General features: G+C 70.0%; 15 protein-coding genes and 1 tRNA gene. 9 read left to right on the top strand and 7 right to left on the bottom strand.

The genetic code is table 11. The features are described from left to right. The first annotated feature begins 132 nt into the window (after positions 1 to 132). Positions 133 to 206 (top strand) — tRNA-Met (locus ACZ4RZ_RS01175). Positions 207 to 350: 144 nt separating this feature from the next. Here the strand turns inward: ACZ4RZ_RS01175 and ACZ4RZ_RS01170 are convergent. Beyond that, positions 351 to 767, bottom strand: a complete 417-nt coding sequence (locus ACZ4RZ_RS01170; RefSeq protein WP_189189362.1) for a Fur family transcriptional regulator — start codon at positions 765 to 767, stop codon at positions 351 to 353. A 143-nt stretch (positions 768 to 910) separates the two neighbouring features. On the opposite strand from ACZ4RZ_RS01170, the gene ACZ4RZ_RS01165 reads away from it, so the two are divergent. After that, positions 911 to 2,362 carry a catalase gene (locus tag ACZ4RZ_RS01165; protein ID WP_467740830.1) on the top strand — a complete coding sequence of 484 codons (1,452 nt, stop codon included), beginning with the start codon at positions 911 to 913 and terminating at the stop codon, positions 2,360 to 2,362. A gap of 69 nt (positions 2,363 to 2,431) precedes the next feature. Here ACZ4RZ_RS01165 and ACZ4RZ_RS01160 read toward each other — a convergent pair whose 3' ends face one another. Continuing rightward, on the bottom strand, positions 2,432 to 2,824 hold the full coding sequence (locus tag ACZ4RZ_RS01160) for a CBS domain-containing protein (RefSeq protein ID WP_467740828.1): 393 nt from the start codon (positions 2,822 to 2,824) through the stop codon (positions 2,432 to 2,434). 295 nt (positions 2,825 to 3,119) lie between these two features. Continuing rightward, positions 3,120 to 3,920 carry a histidinol-phosphatase gene (gene hisN, locus ACZ4RZ_RS01155; protein ID WP_467740826.1) on the bottom strand — a complete coding sequence of 267 codons (801 nt, stop codon included), beginning with the start codon at positions 3,918 to 3,920 and terminating at the stop codon, positions 3,120 to 3,122. 378 nt (positions 3,921 to 4,298) lie between these two features. On the opposite strand from hisN, the gene ACZ4RZ_RS01150 reads away from it, so the two are divergent. Beyond that, complete coding sequence (locus ACZ4RZ_RS01150) at positions 4,299 to 4,913, top strand: TetR/AcrR family transcriptional regulator (RefSeq protein WP_467741915.1); 615 nt, start codon at positions 4,299 to 4,301, stop codon at positions 4,911 to 4,913. Between the two features lie 108 nt (positions 4,914 to 5,021). On the opposite strand, the gene ACZ4RZ_RS01145 is transcribed toward ACZ4RZ_RS01150, so the two are convergent. The 4 genes from ACZ4RZ_RS01145 to ACZ4RZ_RS01130 all read right to left on the bottom strand — a co-directional run bounded on the left by ACZ4RZ_RS01145 (position 5,022) and on the right by ACZ4RZ_RS01130 (position 8,737). After that, on the bottom strand, positions 5,022 to 5,345 hold the full coding sequence (locus ACZ4RZ_RS01145; RefSeq protein ID WP_467740824.1) for a DMT family transporter: 324 nt from the start codon (positions 5,343 to 5,345) through the stop codon (positions 5,022 to 5,024). 160 nt (positions 5,346 to 5,505) lie between these two features. Further along, positions 5,506 to 6,516, bottom strand: coding sequence for a ribosome small subunit-dependent GTPase A (gene rsgA / locus ACZ4RZ_RS01140; RefSeq protein ID WP_467740822.1), 1,011 nt, complete (start codon positions 6,514 to 6,516; stop codon positions 5,506 to 5,508). Positions 6,517 to 6,532: 16 nt separating this feature from the next. Beyond that, on the bottom strand, positions 6,533 to 7,873 hold the full coding sequence (gene aroA / locus ACZ4RZ_RS01135; protein ID WP_467740820.1) for a 3-phosphoshikimate 1-carboxyvinyltransferase: 1,341 nt from the start codon (positions 7,871 to 7,873) through the stop codon (positions 6,533 to 6,535). A gap of 141 nt (positions 7,874 to 8,014) precedes the next feature. Further along, positions 8,015 to 8,737: a M50 family metallopeptidase gene (locus tag ACZ4RZ_RS01130; protein ID WP_467740818.1), complete on the bottom strand. Its 723-nt coding sequence runs from the start codon at positions 8,735 to 8,737 to the stop codon at positions 8,015 to 8,017. Positions 8,738 to 8,787: 50 nt separating this feature from the next. Here ACZ4RZ_RS01130 and ACZ4RZ_RS01125 point away from each other — a divergent pair, with 50 nt between their 5' ends. From ACZ4RZ_RS01125 to ACZ4RZ_RS01100, 6 genes are all read left to right on the top strand, one after another. Then, entirely contained in the window at positions 8,788 to 9,627 is an 840-nt protein-coding gene (locus ACZ4RZ_RS01125; protein WP_467740816.1) for an SOS response-associated peptidase, read from the top strand. Positions 9,628 to 9,761: 134 nt separating this feature from the next. Beyond that, positions 9,762 to 10,394: an alpha/beta hydrolase family protein gene (locus ACZ4RZ_RS01120; RefSeq protein ID WP_467740814.1), complete on the top strand. Its 633-nt coding sequence runs from the start codon at positions 9,762 to 9,764 to the stop codon at positions 10,392 to 10,394. 254 nt (positions 10,395 to 10,648) lie between these two features. After that, entirely contained in the window at positions 10,649 to 11,332 is a 684-nt protein-coding gene (gene sigR / locus ACZ4RZ_RS01115) for an RNA polymerase sigma factor SigR (protein ID WP_355844693.1), read from the top strand. Further along, positions 11,329 to 11,631: a mycothiol system anti-sigma-R factor gene (rsrA, locus tag ACZ4RZ_RS01110; protein WP_189189351.1), complete on the top strand. Its 303-nt coding sequence runs from the start codon at positions 11,329 to 11,331 to the stop codon at positions 11,629 to 11,631. Before sigR ends, rsrA begins: the two co-directional genes overlap by 4 nt. 158 nt (positions 11,632 to 11,789) lie before the next feature. Next, the gene (locus ACZ4RZ_RS01105) at positions 11,790 to 13,154 is read left to right on the top strand and encodes an HD-GYP domain-containing protein (protein WP_467740811.1); all 1,365 of its coding nucleotides are present in this window, start codon (positions 11,790 to 11,792) and stop codon (positions 13,152 to 13,154) included. Further along, the gene (locus ACZ4RZ_RS01100) at positions 13,151 to 14,455 is read left to right on the top strand and encodes an HD-GYP domain-containing protein (RefSeq protein ID WP_467740809.1); all 1,305 of its coding nucleotides are present in this window, start codon (positions 13,151 to 13,153) and stop codon (positions 14,453 to 14,455) included. The genes ACZ4RZ_RS01105 and ACZ4RZ_RS01100 overlap by 4 nt, the downstream gene beginning before the upstream one ends. Positions 14,456 to 14,462: the final 7 nt, after the last annotated feature.

The following is a 14,462-nucleotide window of genomic DNA, read 5'->3' as shown; positions in this document are numbered from 1 at the left end:
TGACGGCCTCGTCCTCAAACGCCGGACGGGCTGGAACACGATCGCCGGTCGGAGCCGCAAAGGTGCCCCTGGAGCGCTCGATCAAGGGATTTGCGCTGGTCCACACAGTTGACGTACTGTTCAGTTCATCGACGCGGGGTGGAGCAGCTCGGTAGCTCGCTGGGCTCATAACCCAGAGGTCGCAGGTTCAAATCCTGTCCCCGCTACTGAAGGCCGAGGGCCGGAATCCGACAGGGTTCCGGCCCTCGGTGTGTTCATGGCTGGTCGCGCAGAGGCGCCGCTGTGGACGGCGAACAGCAGAAAGCCCCGGCGCGCGTCGCGCGCCGGGGCTTTCGTGCAAGCAGCGGGTCTCAGCCTGCCGCGCAGTTCGGGCAGACGCCTCGGTACGTCACCTCGACGTCCGAGACCGTGAAGCCGAAGCGCTCCGAGGCCGGGAGGTCGGCGAGCGGGTTGCCGGTCGGGTGGACGTCGCGGATGGCGCCGCACTGGGCGCAGACCAGGTGGTGGTGCGGACGGTGCGCGTTCGGGTCGTAGCGCTTGGCGCGCTTGTCCGTGGCGACTTCCAGCACCTCGCCGAGTGAGACCAGCTCACCCAGCGTGTTGTAGACGGTCGCCCGGGAGATCTCGGGCAGCTTGGCGACGGCACGCGCATGTACCTCGTCGGCCGTCAGGTGGACGTGATCGCCGTCGAGGACCTCGGCCACGACACGCCGCTGCGCGGTCATTCGCCATCCGCGTCCGCGCAGCCGTTCCAACAGGTCACTCATACGGACAGCTTAACAGCAAGGAGACCAGATCCCGAACGGGTGTGACTTTGGAGCTGGACTTGACTTAGACAATGTCCATTGTAGGATCGAGACCGGTATTGGCCAAAGGGCAGGACTGGCCCGGAATGACGCAGGAGGCGCACGTGACGCAGGGACCGCTTACGACGGAGGCAGGCGCGCCGGTCGCCGACAACCAGAACAGCGAGACCGCGGGCGTCGGCGGGCCCGTCCTCGTTCAGGACCAGCTGCTGCTGGAGAAGCTCGCGCACTTCAACCGTGAGCGCATCCCGGAGCGTGTCGTGCACGCCCGTGGCGCCGGCGCCTACGGCACCTTCACGGTCACCGCCGATGTCACCAGATACACGCGCGCCAAGTTCCTCTCCGAGGTCGGCAAGCAGACCGAGACGTTTCTGCGCTTCTCGACCGTGGCCGGCAACCTCGGTGCCGCGGACGCCGTCCGTGACCCCCGTGGCTGGGCGCTGAAGTTCTACACCGAAGAGGGCAACTACGACCTCGTCGGCAACAACACCCCGGTGTTCTTCATCAAGGACGCCATCAAGTTCCCCGATTTCATCCACACCCAGAAGCGCGACCCGTACACGGGCTCGCAGGAGGCGGACAACGTCTGGGACTTCTGGGGTCTGTCTCCCGAGTCCACCCACCAGGTGACCTGGCTGTTCGGCGACCGCGGCATTCCGGCCTCGTACCGCCACATGAACGGCTACGGCTCGCACACCTACCAGTGGAACAACGAGGCCGGCGAGGTCTTCTGGGTCAAGTACCACTTCAAGACCGACCAGGGCATCAAGAACCTCACCCAGGCCGAGGCCAACAAACTCGCCGGTGAGGACCCCGACTCGCACCAGCGCGACCTGCGCGAGGCCATCGAGCGCGGCGACTTCCCGTCCTGGACCGTGCAGGTGCAGATCATGCCGGCGGCGGACGCGGCGACGTACCGCTTCAACCCGTTCGACCTGACCAAGGTGTGGCCGCACGAGGACTACCCGCCGATCGAGATCGGCAGGCTGGAGCTCAACCGCAACCCGGAGAACATCTTCGCCGAGGTCGAGCAGTCCATCTTCTCGCCGGCCCACTTCGTGCCGGGTATCGGTCCTTCGCCCGACAAGATGCTCCAGGGCCGCCTTTTCGCGTACGGCGATGCGCACCGCTACCGCGTCGGCATCAACGCCGACCACCTTCCGGTGAACCGCCCGCACGCCACCGAGGCGCGCACCAACTCCCGTGACGGCTTCCTGTACGACGGCCGCCACAAGGGCGCGAAGAACTACGAGCCGAACAGCTTCGGCGGCCCGTTCCAGACGGATCGTCCGCTGTGGCAGCCGATTCCGGTCGCCGGCGTCACCGGCGACACCGCAGCTCCGGTCCACGCCGAGGACGACGACTTCGTGCAGGCGGGCAACCTCTACCGCCTGATGTCCGAGGACGAGAAGGGCCGTCTGGTCGAGAACCTGGCGGGCTTCATCGCCAAGGTCTCCCGTGACGACATCGCCGAGCGCGCGATCAACAACTTCCGCCAGGCGGAGGGCGACTTCGGCAAGCGGCTGGAAGCCGCGGTCCAGGCCCTGCGCGGCTGACAACAAGCGGGGAACGCTTGTCGTGGGTGGCGGGCCGGAATCCTTCGGGATTCCGGCCCGCTCGCATGCTCAGGCCGGTACCTGCTGTCGCGTCGGTGCCCAGCAGCGGATGATGTCGCGGACCGAGACAATGCCGACCGGGCCGGTCGAGTCGAGCACGATCAGGTGACGGAAGCCGCCGTGCGACATCGCGGTCGCGGCCTCCTCCAGGGTCCAGGCGGGGGCGGCGAAGACTACGTCGGTGGTGGTGTGGGTACCTGCGGTCTCCGTGTCCGGGTTCTGACCGAGGGCGAGGGAATTGAGAATGTCGCGCTCGGTGAGGATGCCGAGGCCGGACGAGTCCTCGTCGTGGACTACGGCCGCGCCGACGCGGCGTGCGGACATCAGTCGGGCCGCCTGACGGAGGGTGTGTGCCGGGCCGATGGTCAGAACCACCGTGCTCATGGCGTCGCGGACGAGCATGGGCTGGAGCCACCTCCTTGGTGAAGCGCCAAGAGAAGCGATTCACAAGTTCACAAGTGGGGGGACTCTCAGAGTCGCAGTTAAAGGGAGGGTCAACAAGGGGGCGCGTGCGGCGAGTTCGGGGGCGCCTGGGGGTTACTCAGTAGTCCCAGCTCAGCGGGGGTTGCTCAGGAACCCCACTCGGCAGTGCGTTCCGTTTCGGTACTGAACCCTGCTCACTGTGAACACGGTTCAGTACTGACCTGCTCACTATGAACGCGCTTCAGTAGTGAACCTCGCTCACTGTGAGCCATGTTCAGTACCGCTGGTTCAGATACCCCAGCATCTCGTCGTGGAGGATGCCGTTCGACGCGGCCGCGTTGCCGCTGTGCGGGCCCGGGCGGCCGTCCAGGCCGGTGAAGGAGCCACCCGCCTCGGTCACCACGATCGCGTTCGCCGCCATGTCCCAGAGGGACAGCTCGGGCTCCGCGCAGATGTCGACCGAGCCCTCGGCGACCATCATGTACGGCCAGAAGTCGCCGTATCCGCGGGTGCGCCAGACGGCCTTCGTGAGGTCCAGGAAGCCGTCGAGGCGGCCCTGGTCCTCCCAGCCGCTCAGCGACGAGTACGCGAACGAGGCGTCGGCCATGCGCGAGACGCGGGAGACGTGCAGCCGGGACGCGGCGGAGAGGCTGCGGCCGGTGAACGCGCCGTGCCCCTTCGCGGCCCACCAGCGGCGGCCGAGCGCGGGGGCGGAGACGACGCCGACGACCGGCTGGTAGCCGCCCTCGCCCGCCTCCGTCAGGGAGATCAGCGTGGCCCAGACGGGGACGCCGCGTACGTAGTTCTTGGTGCCGTCGATCGGGTCGACGACCCAGCGGCGCGGGCCCGTGCCCTCGATGCCGTACTCCTCGCCGAGGATCGCGTCGCGCGGTCTCGCTCGCTGGAGCTGGCCGCGGATGAGCTCCTCTGCGGCCTTGTCCGCCTCGCTCACCGGCGTCATGTCCGGCTTGGTCTCGACCTTCAGGTCGAGCGCCTTGAACCGGTCCATCGTCGCGGCGTCGGCGGCGTCCGCCAGGACATGGGCGAGGCGCAGGTCATCGCGATAGTCGGGCATGGGTGAACCGTATCTGCCCGCATCGGGGCGGGGCTACACGGGCCGGGGATCACTCCGGCCCGCGGCTGCCGCCCGGTGGTGGGTTCGCCTGCCGCCCAGTAGTGGGTCGGGTCCGTGCCGGAGCATCCGTCCCTCGGTCTGGCGCGGAATCGGTTGCGCGCCGAGGAACAGGCGGTGACGGGCCATCCGCTGCGGGCGGACGTTTCCGGCACGTCCCCTTCGGTCGGTTCGGCGGCCCCCGGGCCGCGGGGGCTTGCGTCCGTCCGCCGACGCGTGCGCTAGGTGACGTACGCCCCTTCGGGCCGCCGCGAACCCTTGACAGTGCCTTTGTGCGCGTCAAATCTGAGCTGCAGACTCGCTCGCCCCAGGGAGGCGATGATGCCTGCAGCGCGGGAATCCCTCTTGGACGCCGCCTATACGGCACTCGCGCGTCGTGCGTGGTCCGCGGTGCGGATGGTCGATGTGGCCGCCGTGGCCGGGGTGTCACGTCAGACGCTCTACAACGAGTTCGGGAGCAAAGAGGGGCTCGCGCGTGCCCTGGTGCGGCGGGAGGCCGATGCCTATCTCGCGGGGGTCGAGCGGGCGCTCGGCGCTCATGTGGACGCGCGGGAGCGGCTGGTGGCGACTGCAGAGTGGACCGCATCGGCCGCGCGGAGCAATGCTCTTGTACGGGCGATGCTCACCGGTTGTTGGAGCGAGCGGCTGCCCTCGCCGACGTTGTCGGCCGTACCCTCCTCGTCCGCCGTGCCCGCGCAGCGGCGGGCCGACGGGCCACTGCCCTCGCCCGCCGACTTCGTGTCGCTGGTCCGGGACCGTGCGGTGGCCTCGCTGTCCACCTCCAGGGCGGACGCGGCCGAACTGGCACGCTCCTGCGAACTCGTCGTCCGTCTTGCCTTGTCGTGTGTGGCCGCGCCGCCCGGTGAGGGCGGGGTCACGGACCTGGTGAAGGCCGCGCTGCCCCCGTCCCACCGGCTCGGTGTCCAGAGCGTCTGATCGACTCGGCGGAAGCCGACCCGATGACCCCGGCGCGCGAAGTGGCCGGACCGGACGTCGACTCGGACGGCAGGCGCGTTGTCCGCGACGTGTGCCTGGAGCCTGGCGTCAGTGGGCGGAGCCCGACAGTTGCAGGCCGATGACTCCGATGATGACGAAGCTGATCGAGACGATCTTCAGCGTCGAGACCAGGTCGCCGAGGAAGATCATGCCGTAGATCGCGGTGCCGGCCGCGCCGATGCCGGTCCACACGGCGTACGCCGGGCCGACGTCGAGCTTCTTCAGGGCGAGGGTCAGCAGGCCGAAGCTGCCGAGCGCGAAGACGCAGAACGCGATGGTCGGCCAGAGTCTGGTGAAGCCGTGCGAGAGCTTCAGACAGACGGCGAAGCCGGTTTCGAGCAGTCCCGCCACAACGACCAGCAGCCACGCCATGTCTGTCCTCCCGCGTCCGCACGTAGACTGCTTCGTCTGGCTTGGATCCGGTCAGCGGCCTCTCCGGGGTCGCTTGGTGCGATTATGCATTTGCCGACCGGCTAAGCCCTTACCGACGGGCCGCCGACGCAAACAACGCGGAGGTCAGGTCGCACGGCGATCAGTCGCCTTCCTTCCGCTCGCGCGTCGCGAGCAGCCTGCGCAGCGAGTAGAGCCGCTGCGGGTCCGCGTGGCCGTCCGCCACCCACTGGTCGAGCGCGCAGTCCGGCTCGTCGTGGCTGCACGCGCGTGGGCAGCCCTCGGTGCCGGGTTCGAGGTCGGGAAAGGCGTGGATGACCCGGGACGGATCGACGTGGTGCAGGCCGAAGGAGCGGACGCCCGGCGTATCGATGACCCAGCCGGCCTCGTCGGGCAGCGGGATCGCGCGCGCCGACGTGGTGGTGTGCCGGCCGCGCCCGGTGACCGCGTTGACGACTCCGGTGCTGCGCCGCCGCTCCAGGGAGACCAGCGCGTTGACCAGGGTCGTCTTGCCCACGCCCGAGTGGCCGACGAAGGCCGTGATCTTGCCGTCCAGCTGCTTGCGCACCCGGTCCACCGCCTCGCCGCTCTCCAGCTCCTCCCGGCTGGTCACGACGTAGGGGACGCCCAACGCCCCGTACAGCTCCAGGAGTTCGTCAGGCGAGGCCAGGTCGGACTTGGTGAGGACGAGGAGCGGGGTGAGGCCGCCGTCGTACGCCGCGACCAGGCAGCGGTCGATCAGACGGGGGCGCGGCTCGGGGTCGGCGAGGGCGGTGACGATGGCGAGCTGGTCGGCGTTGGCGACGACCACGCGCTCGTACGGATCGTCGTCGTCGGCCGTGCGGCGCAGCACGGAGGTGCGCGGCTCGATGCGGACGATGCGGGCGAGGGTGTCCTTCTCGCCGGACAGGTCGCCGACGATGGCGACACGGTCGCCGACGATCGCGGCCTTGCGGCCCAGTTCGCGGGCCTTCATCGCCATCACGACGCGGTCCTCGACCAGGCAGGTCAGGCGGCCCCGGTCGACGGTGAGGACCATGCCCTCGACCGCCTCCTCGTGCTTGGGGCGGATGTTCGTACGTGGACGGTTGCCCTTGCGGTTGGGGCGCTGGCGGATGTCGTCCTCGTCGGTGTGCTTGCCGTAACGGCGCATGATCCCGGTCCGCCCGTCAGTTCCCGAGCATTCCGGTCCACATGTCCGGGAAGTCGGGCAGGGTCTTCGCCGTTGTCGCCACGTTCTCGATCTGTACGCCCTCCACGGCCAGGCCGATGATCGCGCCGGCGGTGGCCATGCGGTGGTCGTCGTAGGTGTGGAAGACGCCGCCGTGCAGCCGGCGTGGGCGGATGTGCAGACCGTCGGCGGTCTCGGTGACGTCGCCGCCCAGCTCGTTGATCTCCTTGGTGAGCGCGGCCAGGCGGTCCGTTTCGTGCAGGCGGAGGTGGGCCACCCCGCGCAGCGTCGAGGGAGAGTCGGCGAGGGCGGCGACCGCCGCGATGCCGGGGGTCAGCTCGCCGACCTCGCTCAGATCCACGTCGATGCCGTGGATCGCGCCGGAACCGGTGAACTCCAGGCCGCTTTCGGTCAGTTCGCAGGAACCGCCCATTTCGGTGAAGATCTCTCGCAGCCTGTCACCGGGCTGGGTGGTGCGCGCGGGCCAGTCGGGGATGACGACCTTTCCGCCGGTCACCAGGGCCGCCGCCAGGAACGGCTGTGCGTTCGAGAGATCCGGCTCGACGATCAGATCGCGGCCGAGCAGGGCGCCCGGCGTGACCCGCCAGACGTTGGGCTCGCCGCCCGACTCCGGGGTGTCCACCTGCGCGCCGACCGCGCGCAGCATGTCGACCGTCATCCGGATGTGCGGCATGGAGGGGAGGGCCGAGCCGATGTGCCGGACCTCCACGCCCTGGTTGAAGCGCGGGCCCGAGAGGAGGAGGGAACTCACAAACTGGGAGGACGAGGACGCGTCGATCTCGACCGGGCCGCCGTCCAGAGCGCCGCCCCCGTGCACGGTCAGCGGCAGTGCGCCGCGGCCGTCGTCGTCGATCCGGGCGCCCAGCAGGCGCAGCGCGTCGATCACACCGTTCAGGGGGCGCTCGTACGAGCGCGGGTCACCGTCGAAACGGATGGGGCCGTCGGCGAGCGCGGCGACCGGGGGCAGGAAGCGCATCACGGTGCCCGCGTTGCCGACGTCGACCGTGGCCGGGCCGTGCAGGCCCGAGGGGATGACCCGCCAGGCCTCGCCGGAGGCGTCGGGACCGGCCGTGACCGTGGAGCTGGACGCCACCGTCTCCTCGATGCCGACACCCATCGCGCGCAGAGCGCCCGCCATCAGCAGGGTGTCGCGGGAGCGCAGCGGCCGGCGCAGCCAGCCCGGCTCGGAGGCCAGCGCCGCCAGCACGAGAGCGCGATTGGTGACCGACTTCGACCCCGGCACGTGGACCGTCGCGTCGACGGCTCCGCTCGCGTGCGGGGCGGGCCAGAGGGCGGTGTGGGCGGGGTTCACGGTCATGCGCCCCACTTTAATGGGGGTTCGCTCCGCGGCTCGTTCCGCGGGTTCGGCCGCGAGACGCGGGTCGCTCCTGACTGCGCGGCCGTTGTGGCTGGTCGGGCAGTTCCTGGCGCCCCGTTGGGGCGCTCCTGTGCGGGGGCCTCAGACCTCCAGCAGCCAGCGGCCCCCGCCTATCAGTGAGCACAGGGACACCACATGGAACAGGAACAGCCACAGGCCCGCCGGGACGTGGGTGAGGCGTGACAGCTGATCCGCGTCCGAGTCGCCCGCTCCGCCTCGCATCCGCTTCGCCTGGAGCTCGAAGGCCGGGCGGACACCGCCGAGCAGCAGGAACCACACCACGGCGTAAGCGAACGCCGCCTGCACCTGGGGGCCGGCGAGCCAGGACACCACCACGAACGTGCCGCCGGTGAGGAGCACGGTGAGCGCGCCGTACGCGTTGCGGATCATCACCAGCATCGCGACGAGCAGGGCCGTCGCCAGCCACAGCAGTGCGGTGATGTGGCCCGCGGCGAGCAGTGCGGCGCCGCCCAGGCCGAGCAGCGGGGGAGCGGTGTAGCCCGCGGATGCGGTGAGGATCATGCCGAAGCCGGTGGGCTTGCCGCGGCTGACGGTGAGGCCGCTGGTGTCCGAGTGCAGCCGTATGCCGCTGAGACTGCGCCCGGTGAGCAGGGCGACCAGGCCGTGGCCGCCCTCGTGGGCGATGGTGATGGCGTTGCGGGAGACGCGCCAGAGGCCGTGCGGGACGATCACCGCCAGCGCGGCGACCATGGTGGCGATCACCACCCACAGGTCGGGGTCCGGCTGGCCTCCGAAGATCTGGTCCCAGAGGCCGGCCAGCGAGGTGGATGCGGTGCTGTCCATTGTCGGCGGGAGCTCCCTCTCGTAACGCGGAATCTGGCAGTGTGGCACGTATGTGCGGACGGTATGCAGCGAGTCGTAGGCCCGAGGATCTCGCAGGAATCTTTGAGATCGAGAAGTGGGAGCCCGAGGAGACACTGGCGCCCGACTACAACGTGGCCCCGACCAAGGAGGTCTACGCAGTCCTCGACCGTCCCCTTAAGGACGCGGACGCTGCATCCACCAGTTCCTCCGTCCCGGGGAAGCCGGTTCGCCAGCTGCGCAAGCTCAGGTGGGGGCTCGTCCCGTCCTGGGCCAAGACGCCCGAGGGCGGCGCCCGGATGATCAACGCGCGCGCGGAGACGGTGCACGAGAAGCCCTCGTACCGTCGCGCCTTCGCCGCCCGGCGCTGCATTGTGCCCGCCGACGGCTACTACGAGTGGGTCACCGGTGTCTCCGAGCGCGATCTGGAGGTCGAGGGCAAGAAGAAGCGGCCGCGCAAGCAGCCGTACTTCGTGACTCCCGCGGACGGTTCTGTCTTCGCGATGGCCGGGCTGTACGAGTTCTGGCGCGACAAGACGTTGCCCGATGACCATCCGCGGGCGTGGTGGGTGACGTGTTCGGTCATCACGACCGAGGCGGAGAGCTCGCCGCTCGCGGTCGCGCCGGCCGAGGGGCCGCGGGCCCTGGCCGACATCCATCCGCGGATGCCGCTGATGCTCACGCCGGATCGGTGGGATGCCTGGCTCGATCCGGCGCGGACCGATGTCGACGACCTGCGGTCGCTGCTCGCTCCGCCTCCGGAGGGGTTGATGCGGGCGTATCCCGTGTCCACGGCGGTGAGCAATGTACGGAACAACGGGCCCGAGCTGTTGAAGGAGCTGGAGGGGCCGGAGGAGGGGACGCTCTTCTGAGAGGGTGCCCGGGGACCGGTCCGAGGCCGGGGTGGGTGCGCTTACCGGCGCTCGCAGGGTGCCGCTCGCTTTGAGACGGGTGCCGCCCCTGGCGGCACGCGTGCCCTCGGTCAGGGCAGTGACAGGATGGTTCTGTGACGCACAGTGAGACGGTTGATACCGAAGCGGGCAGTGCCCGTGTCACCTGGCACCCTGCCGAGAAGGCGCGGCTTGTGCTTGCCGTCAGTCATGGAGCGGGTGGTGGCATCGAGGCGCGGGATCTGCAGGCGTTGGCCGGGGTGTTGCCCGGGCACGGGGTGAGTGTCGCGTTTGTCGAGCAGCCCTGGCGGGTGGCCGGGAAGAAGGTGGCGCCCGCGCCGAAGACGCTGGATGCCGGGTGGCGGGGGCTGTGGCCCGCGCTCGCGCGTCCGGGGCTGCCCGTGGTCTCCGGCGGGCGCAGTGCCGGGGCGCGGGTCGCCTGTCGTACGGCCGTCGAGCTGGGAGCCCAGGCCGTGCTTGCGCTCAGCTTTCCGTTGCACCCGCCGGGCAAGCCCGAGAAGTCGCGTGCCGACGAGCTGCTCGGCTCCGGGGTGCCCACACTGGTCGTACAGGGCGGCAACGACCCGTTCGGGAAGCCGGAGGAGTTCCCGAAGGGGTCGTACGAGCTGATCGAGGTGCCGTACGGCGATCATGGCTTCGCCGTTCCGAAGAGGGCGCCGATCGAGCAGGACGAGGCGCTGACGGTCATCACTGACGGTGTCGTGAAGTGGACCGCGTCACTCGTGTAACGCCCGGGAATGTTGAGCGGCGGACGTCTGTTGTGGGGATCAGACAGCACGGAGCGTGCTGACCGTTCGTACGAGAGGAAGTCCGCCGCATGGGTTCGACCATCTGCCCGAGCCGTCGCAGCAGCGCTGACCTGGACTGGACGGTGCTGCACGCGGCAAAGACCGCCCCTATTCGGGCGGCGGCGGGTACGGATCGTCGTCTATCCTCCGATTCCAGTGGGACCGGTTTCGGTCTCACGTCGTCGCTGGAGGAGGTGGGTCCGGTCACTGGGACCGACGCAGGGACCGAAAACGGCCAGGCGGAGCAGCCCGAGGGCCAGGGCACGAGCACGGAGTCGTCCGCCGAGCGCACCGCGCGCTTCGAGCGGGACGCGCTCGAATTCCTCGACCAGATGTACTCGGCCGCCCTGCGCATGACGCGCAACCCGGCCGACGCCGAGGACCTGGTGCAGGAGACGTACGCGAAGGCGTACGCGTCCTTCCACCAGTTCCGTGAGGGAACCAACCTCAAGGCGTGGCTGTACCGCATTCTCACCAACACCTTCATCAACTCGTACCGCAAGAAGCAGCGCGAACCCCAGCGCTCCGCGGCCGAGGAGATCGAGGACTGGCAGCTGGCGCGTGCCGAGTCGCACATGTCGACGGGTCTGCGCTCCGCCGAGTCGCAGGCGCTCGATCACCTGCCCGACTCGGACGTCAAGGAAGCGCTGCAGGCGATCCCCGAGGAATTCCGCATCGCCGTCTATCTCGCGGACGTAGAGGGCTTTGCGTACAAGGAGATCGCGGACATCATGGGGACACCCATCGGTACGGTGATGTCCCGGCTGCACCGGGGTCGCCGTCAACTGCGCGGCATGCTCGAGGACTACGCGCGTGACCGTGGGCTGGTCCCGGCCGGCGCCGGGGAGTCGAACGAAGCGAAAGGCTCGGGCTCATGAGCTGCGGAGAGCCGCACGAGACGGATTGCAGTGAGGTACTCGACCATCTTTACGAGTTCCTCGACCATGAGATGCCGGACGCGGACTGCACCAAGTTCGAGGTGCACTTCGAGGAGTGCTCCCCATGCCTCGAGAAGTACGGCCTCGAGCAGGCGGTGAAGAAGCTGGTGAAGCGGTGCTGCGGTCATGACGACGTGCCGAGCGATCTGCGCGCCAAGGTCATGGGTCGCATCGATCTGATCCGCTCCGGACAGGTCGTGCCCGAGCACGACGTGACGGCGACGCCTCAGGAGTCCTGAACTCCCGACGTCGAGCGTCAACTCGTCACGGAGATCGTCCCTTTATCACCCGAACGTGCTAATCCGCGGGCTCCGAGCCCGCGGATTCGGCCATACGCGTCCCCGTGGCGCCCCCGCCGCTCTAGGCTCCGGAGCCTGAAGTCGGGGAGGGGACGAGGATGGGGTCGGTTCCGGCGTGGGCCCGTGTGTACGTGGCCTGTGTCGTTCTCGGGGCCCTGCTCTGCCTGGCTCCGCTGCCGCACCTCCAAGTGCCGTGGTGGGTCGTCGCGTTGCTCGCCGTGCTGTACGCGGGGTGCGAGCGGATCCCGCTGCCCCGCGGCCCCCGGGCCGCCGGTGCCCCCGGCCGTGAGGCCCCCAAAGGGATGGGCACCTTCCTCCCCGTGCTGCTGGCCGGGGCCTTTCTGCTGCCGCCCGCAGCCGCCGCGCTCGTCGCGCTGCCGGGGGCCCTGCTCGCCCGGGTCGAGCAGCGGCCGCGGTGGCTGCGCCGGATCTGGCGCGCGGCCCAGCTCGCCGTAGCGATCTGGGCGGCCTCCCGGGTGCACTGGGCGCTGGGCGGCCGGAACGCGGTGGTCGAGCCCCACTTTCCGTACGCGCTGGTGCCCGCCGTGGCCGCGGTGCTCACGTTCTGCCTCGTGCTGACCGTGCTGGACGGCGGGATCCTGGCCCTCGCCGAGCGGGTGCCGGTGCGGGGCGCCTGGCGCGGGCTCTTCGCGCGCTCTCTCGCGCCCGTCGCCGTGCACGGGCTCGCGGGGCTGATGATGGCGGTGCTGTGGCGCAGCCCGTACGGGCCTGTCGCCGCGCTGCTTGTGCTCTTGCCGATGTACGTGTCCTGCTGGGTGTTCGCGCAGTACCACCGGGAGCGGGCCGCCCACCAGGCCACGATTCGCGCGCTGGTCCAGGCCGTCGACATCAAGGACGGGTACACGCGCGGGCACAGCGAGCGGGTCGGGCAGGCGTCCATGATGATCGCGCGGGAACTCGGCATGGACGACGAGCGGGTCGAAGTGCTGCGGTTCGCCGGGATTCTGCACGACGTGGGCAAACTCGGCGTTCCTACCCGGCTGTTGCGGAAGGACGGGCCGCTCACCCCTGAGGAGCGGCGGGTCATCGAGTTGCATCCCGAGTACGGGCACGAGATGGTCCGGGGGATCGGGTTCCTCGGGGAGGCGCGGTCGGCCATCCTGCACCACCATGAGCGGCTGGACGGGAGCGGGTATCCGTACGGGCTGGTGGGAGGCCAGATTCCGGAGTTCGCGCGGGTGGTGGCCGTTGCCGACGCCTTCGACGCGATGACGTCCACTCGGTCCTACCGGCGGGCCCGGCCCGTGCCCGCGGCGCTGGAGGAGCTGGAGCGGTGTGCGGGGGCGCAGTTCGACCCCGGGATGGTACGGGCGCTGGCGCGAGCCCTTTCCCGGCAGGGGTGGCATCCCGCCGTCACCGCCGACAACAGCACGCCGCCGCGCGGCGGTGTTCAACCGCCCGCTCCGCCCGTTTCCAGTCGACTGGAAGGGCACCCGACATGAGTACCGCCGCTCCGCGGCGGAGCCTTCCCACCCGCTCCGCCCGTTTCCACTCGGCCGGAAGAGCACCCAAACCGCTCGCCCCCACCCTCGTCCGTGCCTTCACCCTCGTCCTCGCCCTCCTCTCCCTCGTCGTCACCCTCTGGACCGGCCTCGAAGAACGCGGTACCGCCCTCGCCTTCGGTCTCCTCATCGTCCTCGGCGAGCTCACCCGCTGGAGCGGTACCGAGGAGCGGGAGACCGCTCCGCTCGGGGCCGCGGGGGCGCTGTCGTACGCCCTGCTGGGGGAGCAGGCCGGGCACGCCACGCATCACGGTGTCGCCCAGGTCGTCGCCGTCGTCACCGCGGCCGCGCTCCTGGGATGCGTGCCCCATGCCGCCGGCGGGCGGGGCCCGACCCTCGACCACCTCACCCGGCGCATACTGACCGCCGGTTTCGCCGCCGTCTGCTTCCAACCCCTGTACAACCAGGGGAGATTGCACGAGTGGAGCGGCCCCGCGTATGCCCTGCTGCTGGTCGCGCTGCTCGTGCTCACCGCGCTGTGCGACGCCGTGCTCGCGGCGGCGATGGCGCACTCCCGTACCCGGTGGCCGTTCGGGCCGCTGCTGCGGGACGAGCTGCGGTCCATGCTCGGCATCGGGTCGGCCGTGTGCGCGACCGGGGCCGTGATGTCGCTCGCGGTCGCCGTGGTCGGGCTCTGGGCGCTGCCCGTCTTCTCGCTGCCCCTGCTGCTGACCCAGCTGTCGTTCCGGCGGTACGCGGGCGTGCGGGTCACCTACCGGCAGACCATCGCCTCCCTGGCGCGGGCGACCGAGATAGCCGGGTACACCCCCGCCGGTCATGCCCGGCGGGTGGCCGCGCTCAGCAGTGCGGTCGGGCGGGAGCTGGGGCTGTCCGAGCCCGATCTGACCGTCCTGGAGTACGCGGCACTCATGCACGACATCGGGCAGCTGAGTCTTGTCGATCCCGTCCCCGCCGGGGCCACCGCCGTGCTTCCCGCCGAGGAACAGCGGCGGATAGCTCTGCTCGGCGGTGCCGTCGTACGCCAGACCGGTGTGGATGCCGAGGTCGCCGTGGTGGTGGAGCGGCAGGCCGACCCATACCGGGAGCAGCCGGTCACCGCGCGGATCGTACGAGCCGTGAACGCATACGAGGAGATGGCCAGGGAAGCAGGGCCGGGAGGGACTCTGACCGCCCTGGAGAAGCTGCGTCTGGCCACTGCCCGCGACTATCAGCCGGAGGTCGTGGAGTCGCTGGCCAGGGTCCTGGCAAGGGGCGGTCTGACCCTGCCCCAGGCTGGGTAACCCATGG

It is taken from the genome of Streptomyces sp. NPDC027189 (assembly GCF_055566975.1).
The sequence above is the reverse complement of the archived record's forward strand: the minus strand, read 5'-3'. Positions and strand labels throughout refer to the sequence as shown.

What these genes read in the sequence shown, in the direction of transcription:
- ACZ4RZ_RS01170 (WP_189189362.1), bottom strand. Translation starts at nt 767, where the DNA reads ATGAGTGACCTGTTGGAACGGCTGCGCGGACGCGGATGGCGAATGACC.
- ACZ4RZ_RS01160 (WP_467740828.1), bottom strand. Translation starts at nt 2,824, where the DNA reads ATGCTCGTCCGCGACGCCATGAGCACGGTGGTTCTGACCATCGGCCCG.
- hisN (WP_467740826.1), bottom strand. Translation starts at nt 3,920, where the DNA reads ATGCCCGACTATCGCGATGACCTGCGCCTCGCCCATGTCCTGGCGGAC.
- ACZ4RZ_RS01150 (WP_467741915.1), top strand. Translation starts at nt 4,299, where the DNA reads ATGCCTGCAGCGCGGGAATCCCTCTTGGACGCCGCCTATACGGCACTC.
- ACZ4RZ_RS01145 (WP_467740824.1), bottom strand. Translation starts at nt 5,345, where the DNA reads ATGGCGTGGCTGCTGGTCGTTGTGGCGGGACTGCTCGAAACCGGCTTC.
- rsgA (WP_467740822.1), bottom strand. Translation starts at nt 6,516, where the DNA reads ATGCGCCGTTACGGCAAGCACACCGACGAGGACGACATCCGCCAGCGC.
- aroA (WP_467740820.1), bottom strand. Translation starts at nt 7,873, where the DNA reads ATGACCGTGAACCCCGCCCACACCGCCCTCTGGCCCGCCCCGCACGCG.
- ACZ4RZ_RS01130 (WP_467740818.1), bottom strand. Translation starts at nt 8,737, where the DNA reads ATGGACAGCACCGCATCCACCTCGCTGGCCGGCCTCTGGGACCAGATC.
- ACZ4RZ_RS01125 (WP_467740816.1), top strand. Translation starts at nt 8,788, where the DNA reads ATGTGCGGACGGTATGCAGCGAGTCGTAGGCCCGAGGATCTCGCAGGA.
- rsrA (WP_189189351.1), top strand. Translation starts at nt 11,329, where the DNA reads ATGAGCTGCGGAGAGCCGCACGAGACGGATTGCAGTGAGGTACTCGAC.
- ACZ4RZ_RS01105 (WP_467740811.1), top strand. Translation starts at nt 11,790, where the DNA reads ATGGGGTCGGTTCCGGCGTGGGCCCGTGTGTACGTGGCCTGTGTCGTT.
- ACZ4RZ_RS01100 (WP_467740809.1), top strand. Translation starts at nt 13,151, where the DNA reads ATGAGTACCGCCGCTCCGCGGCGGAGCCTTCCCACCCGCTCCGCCCGT.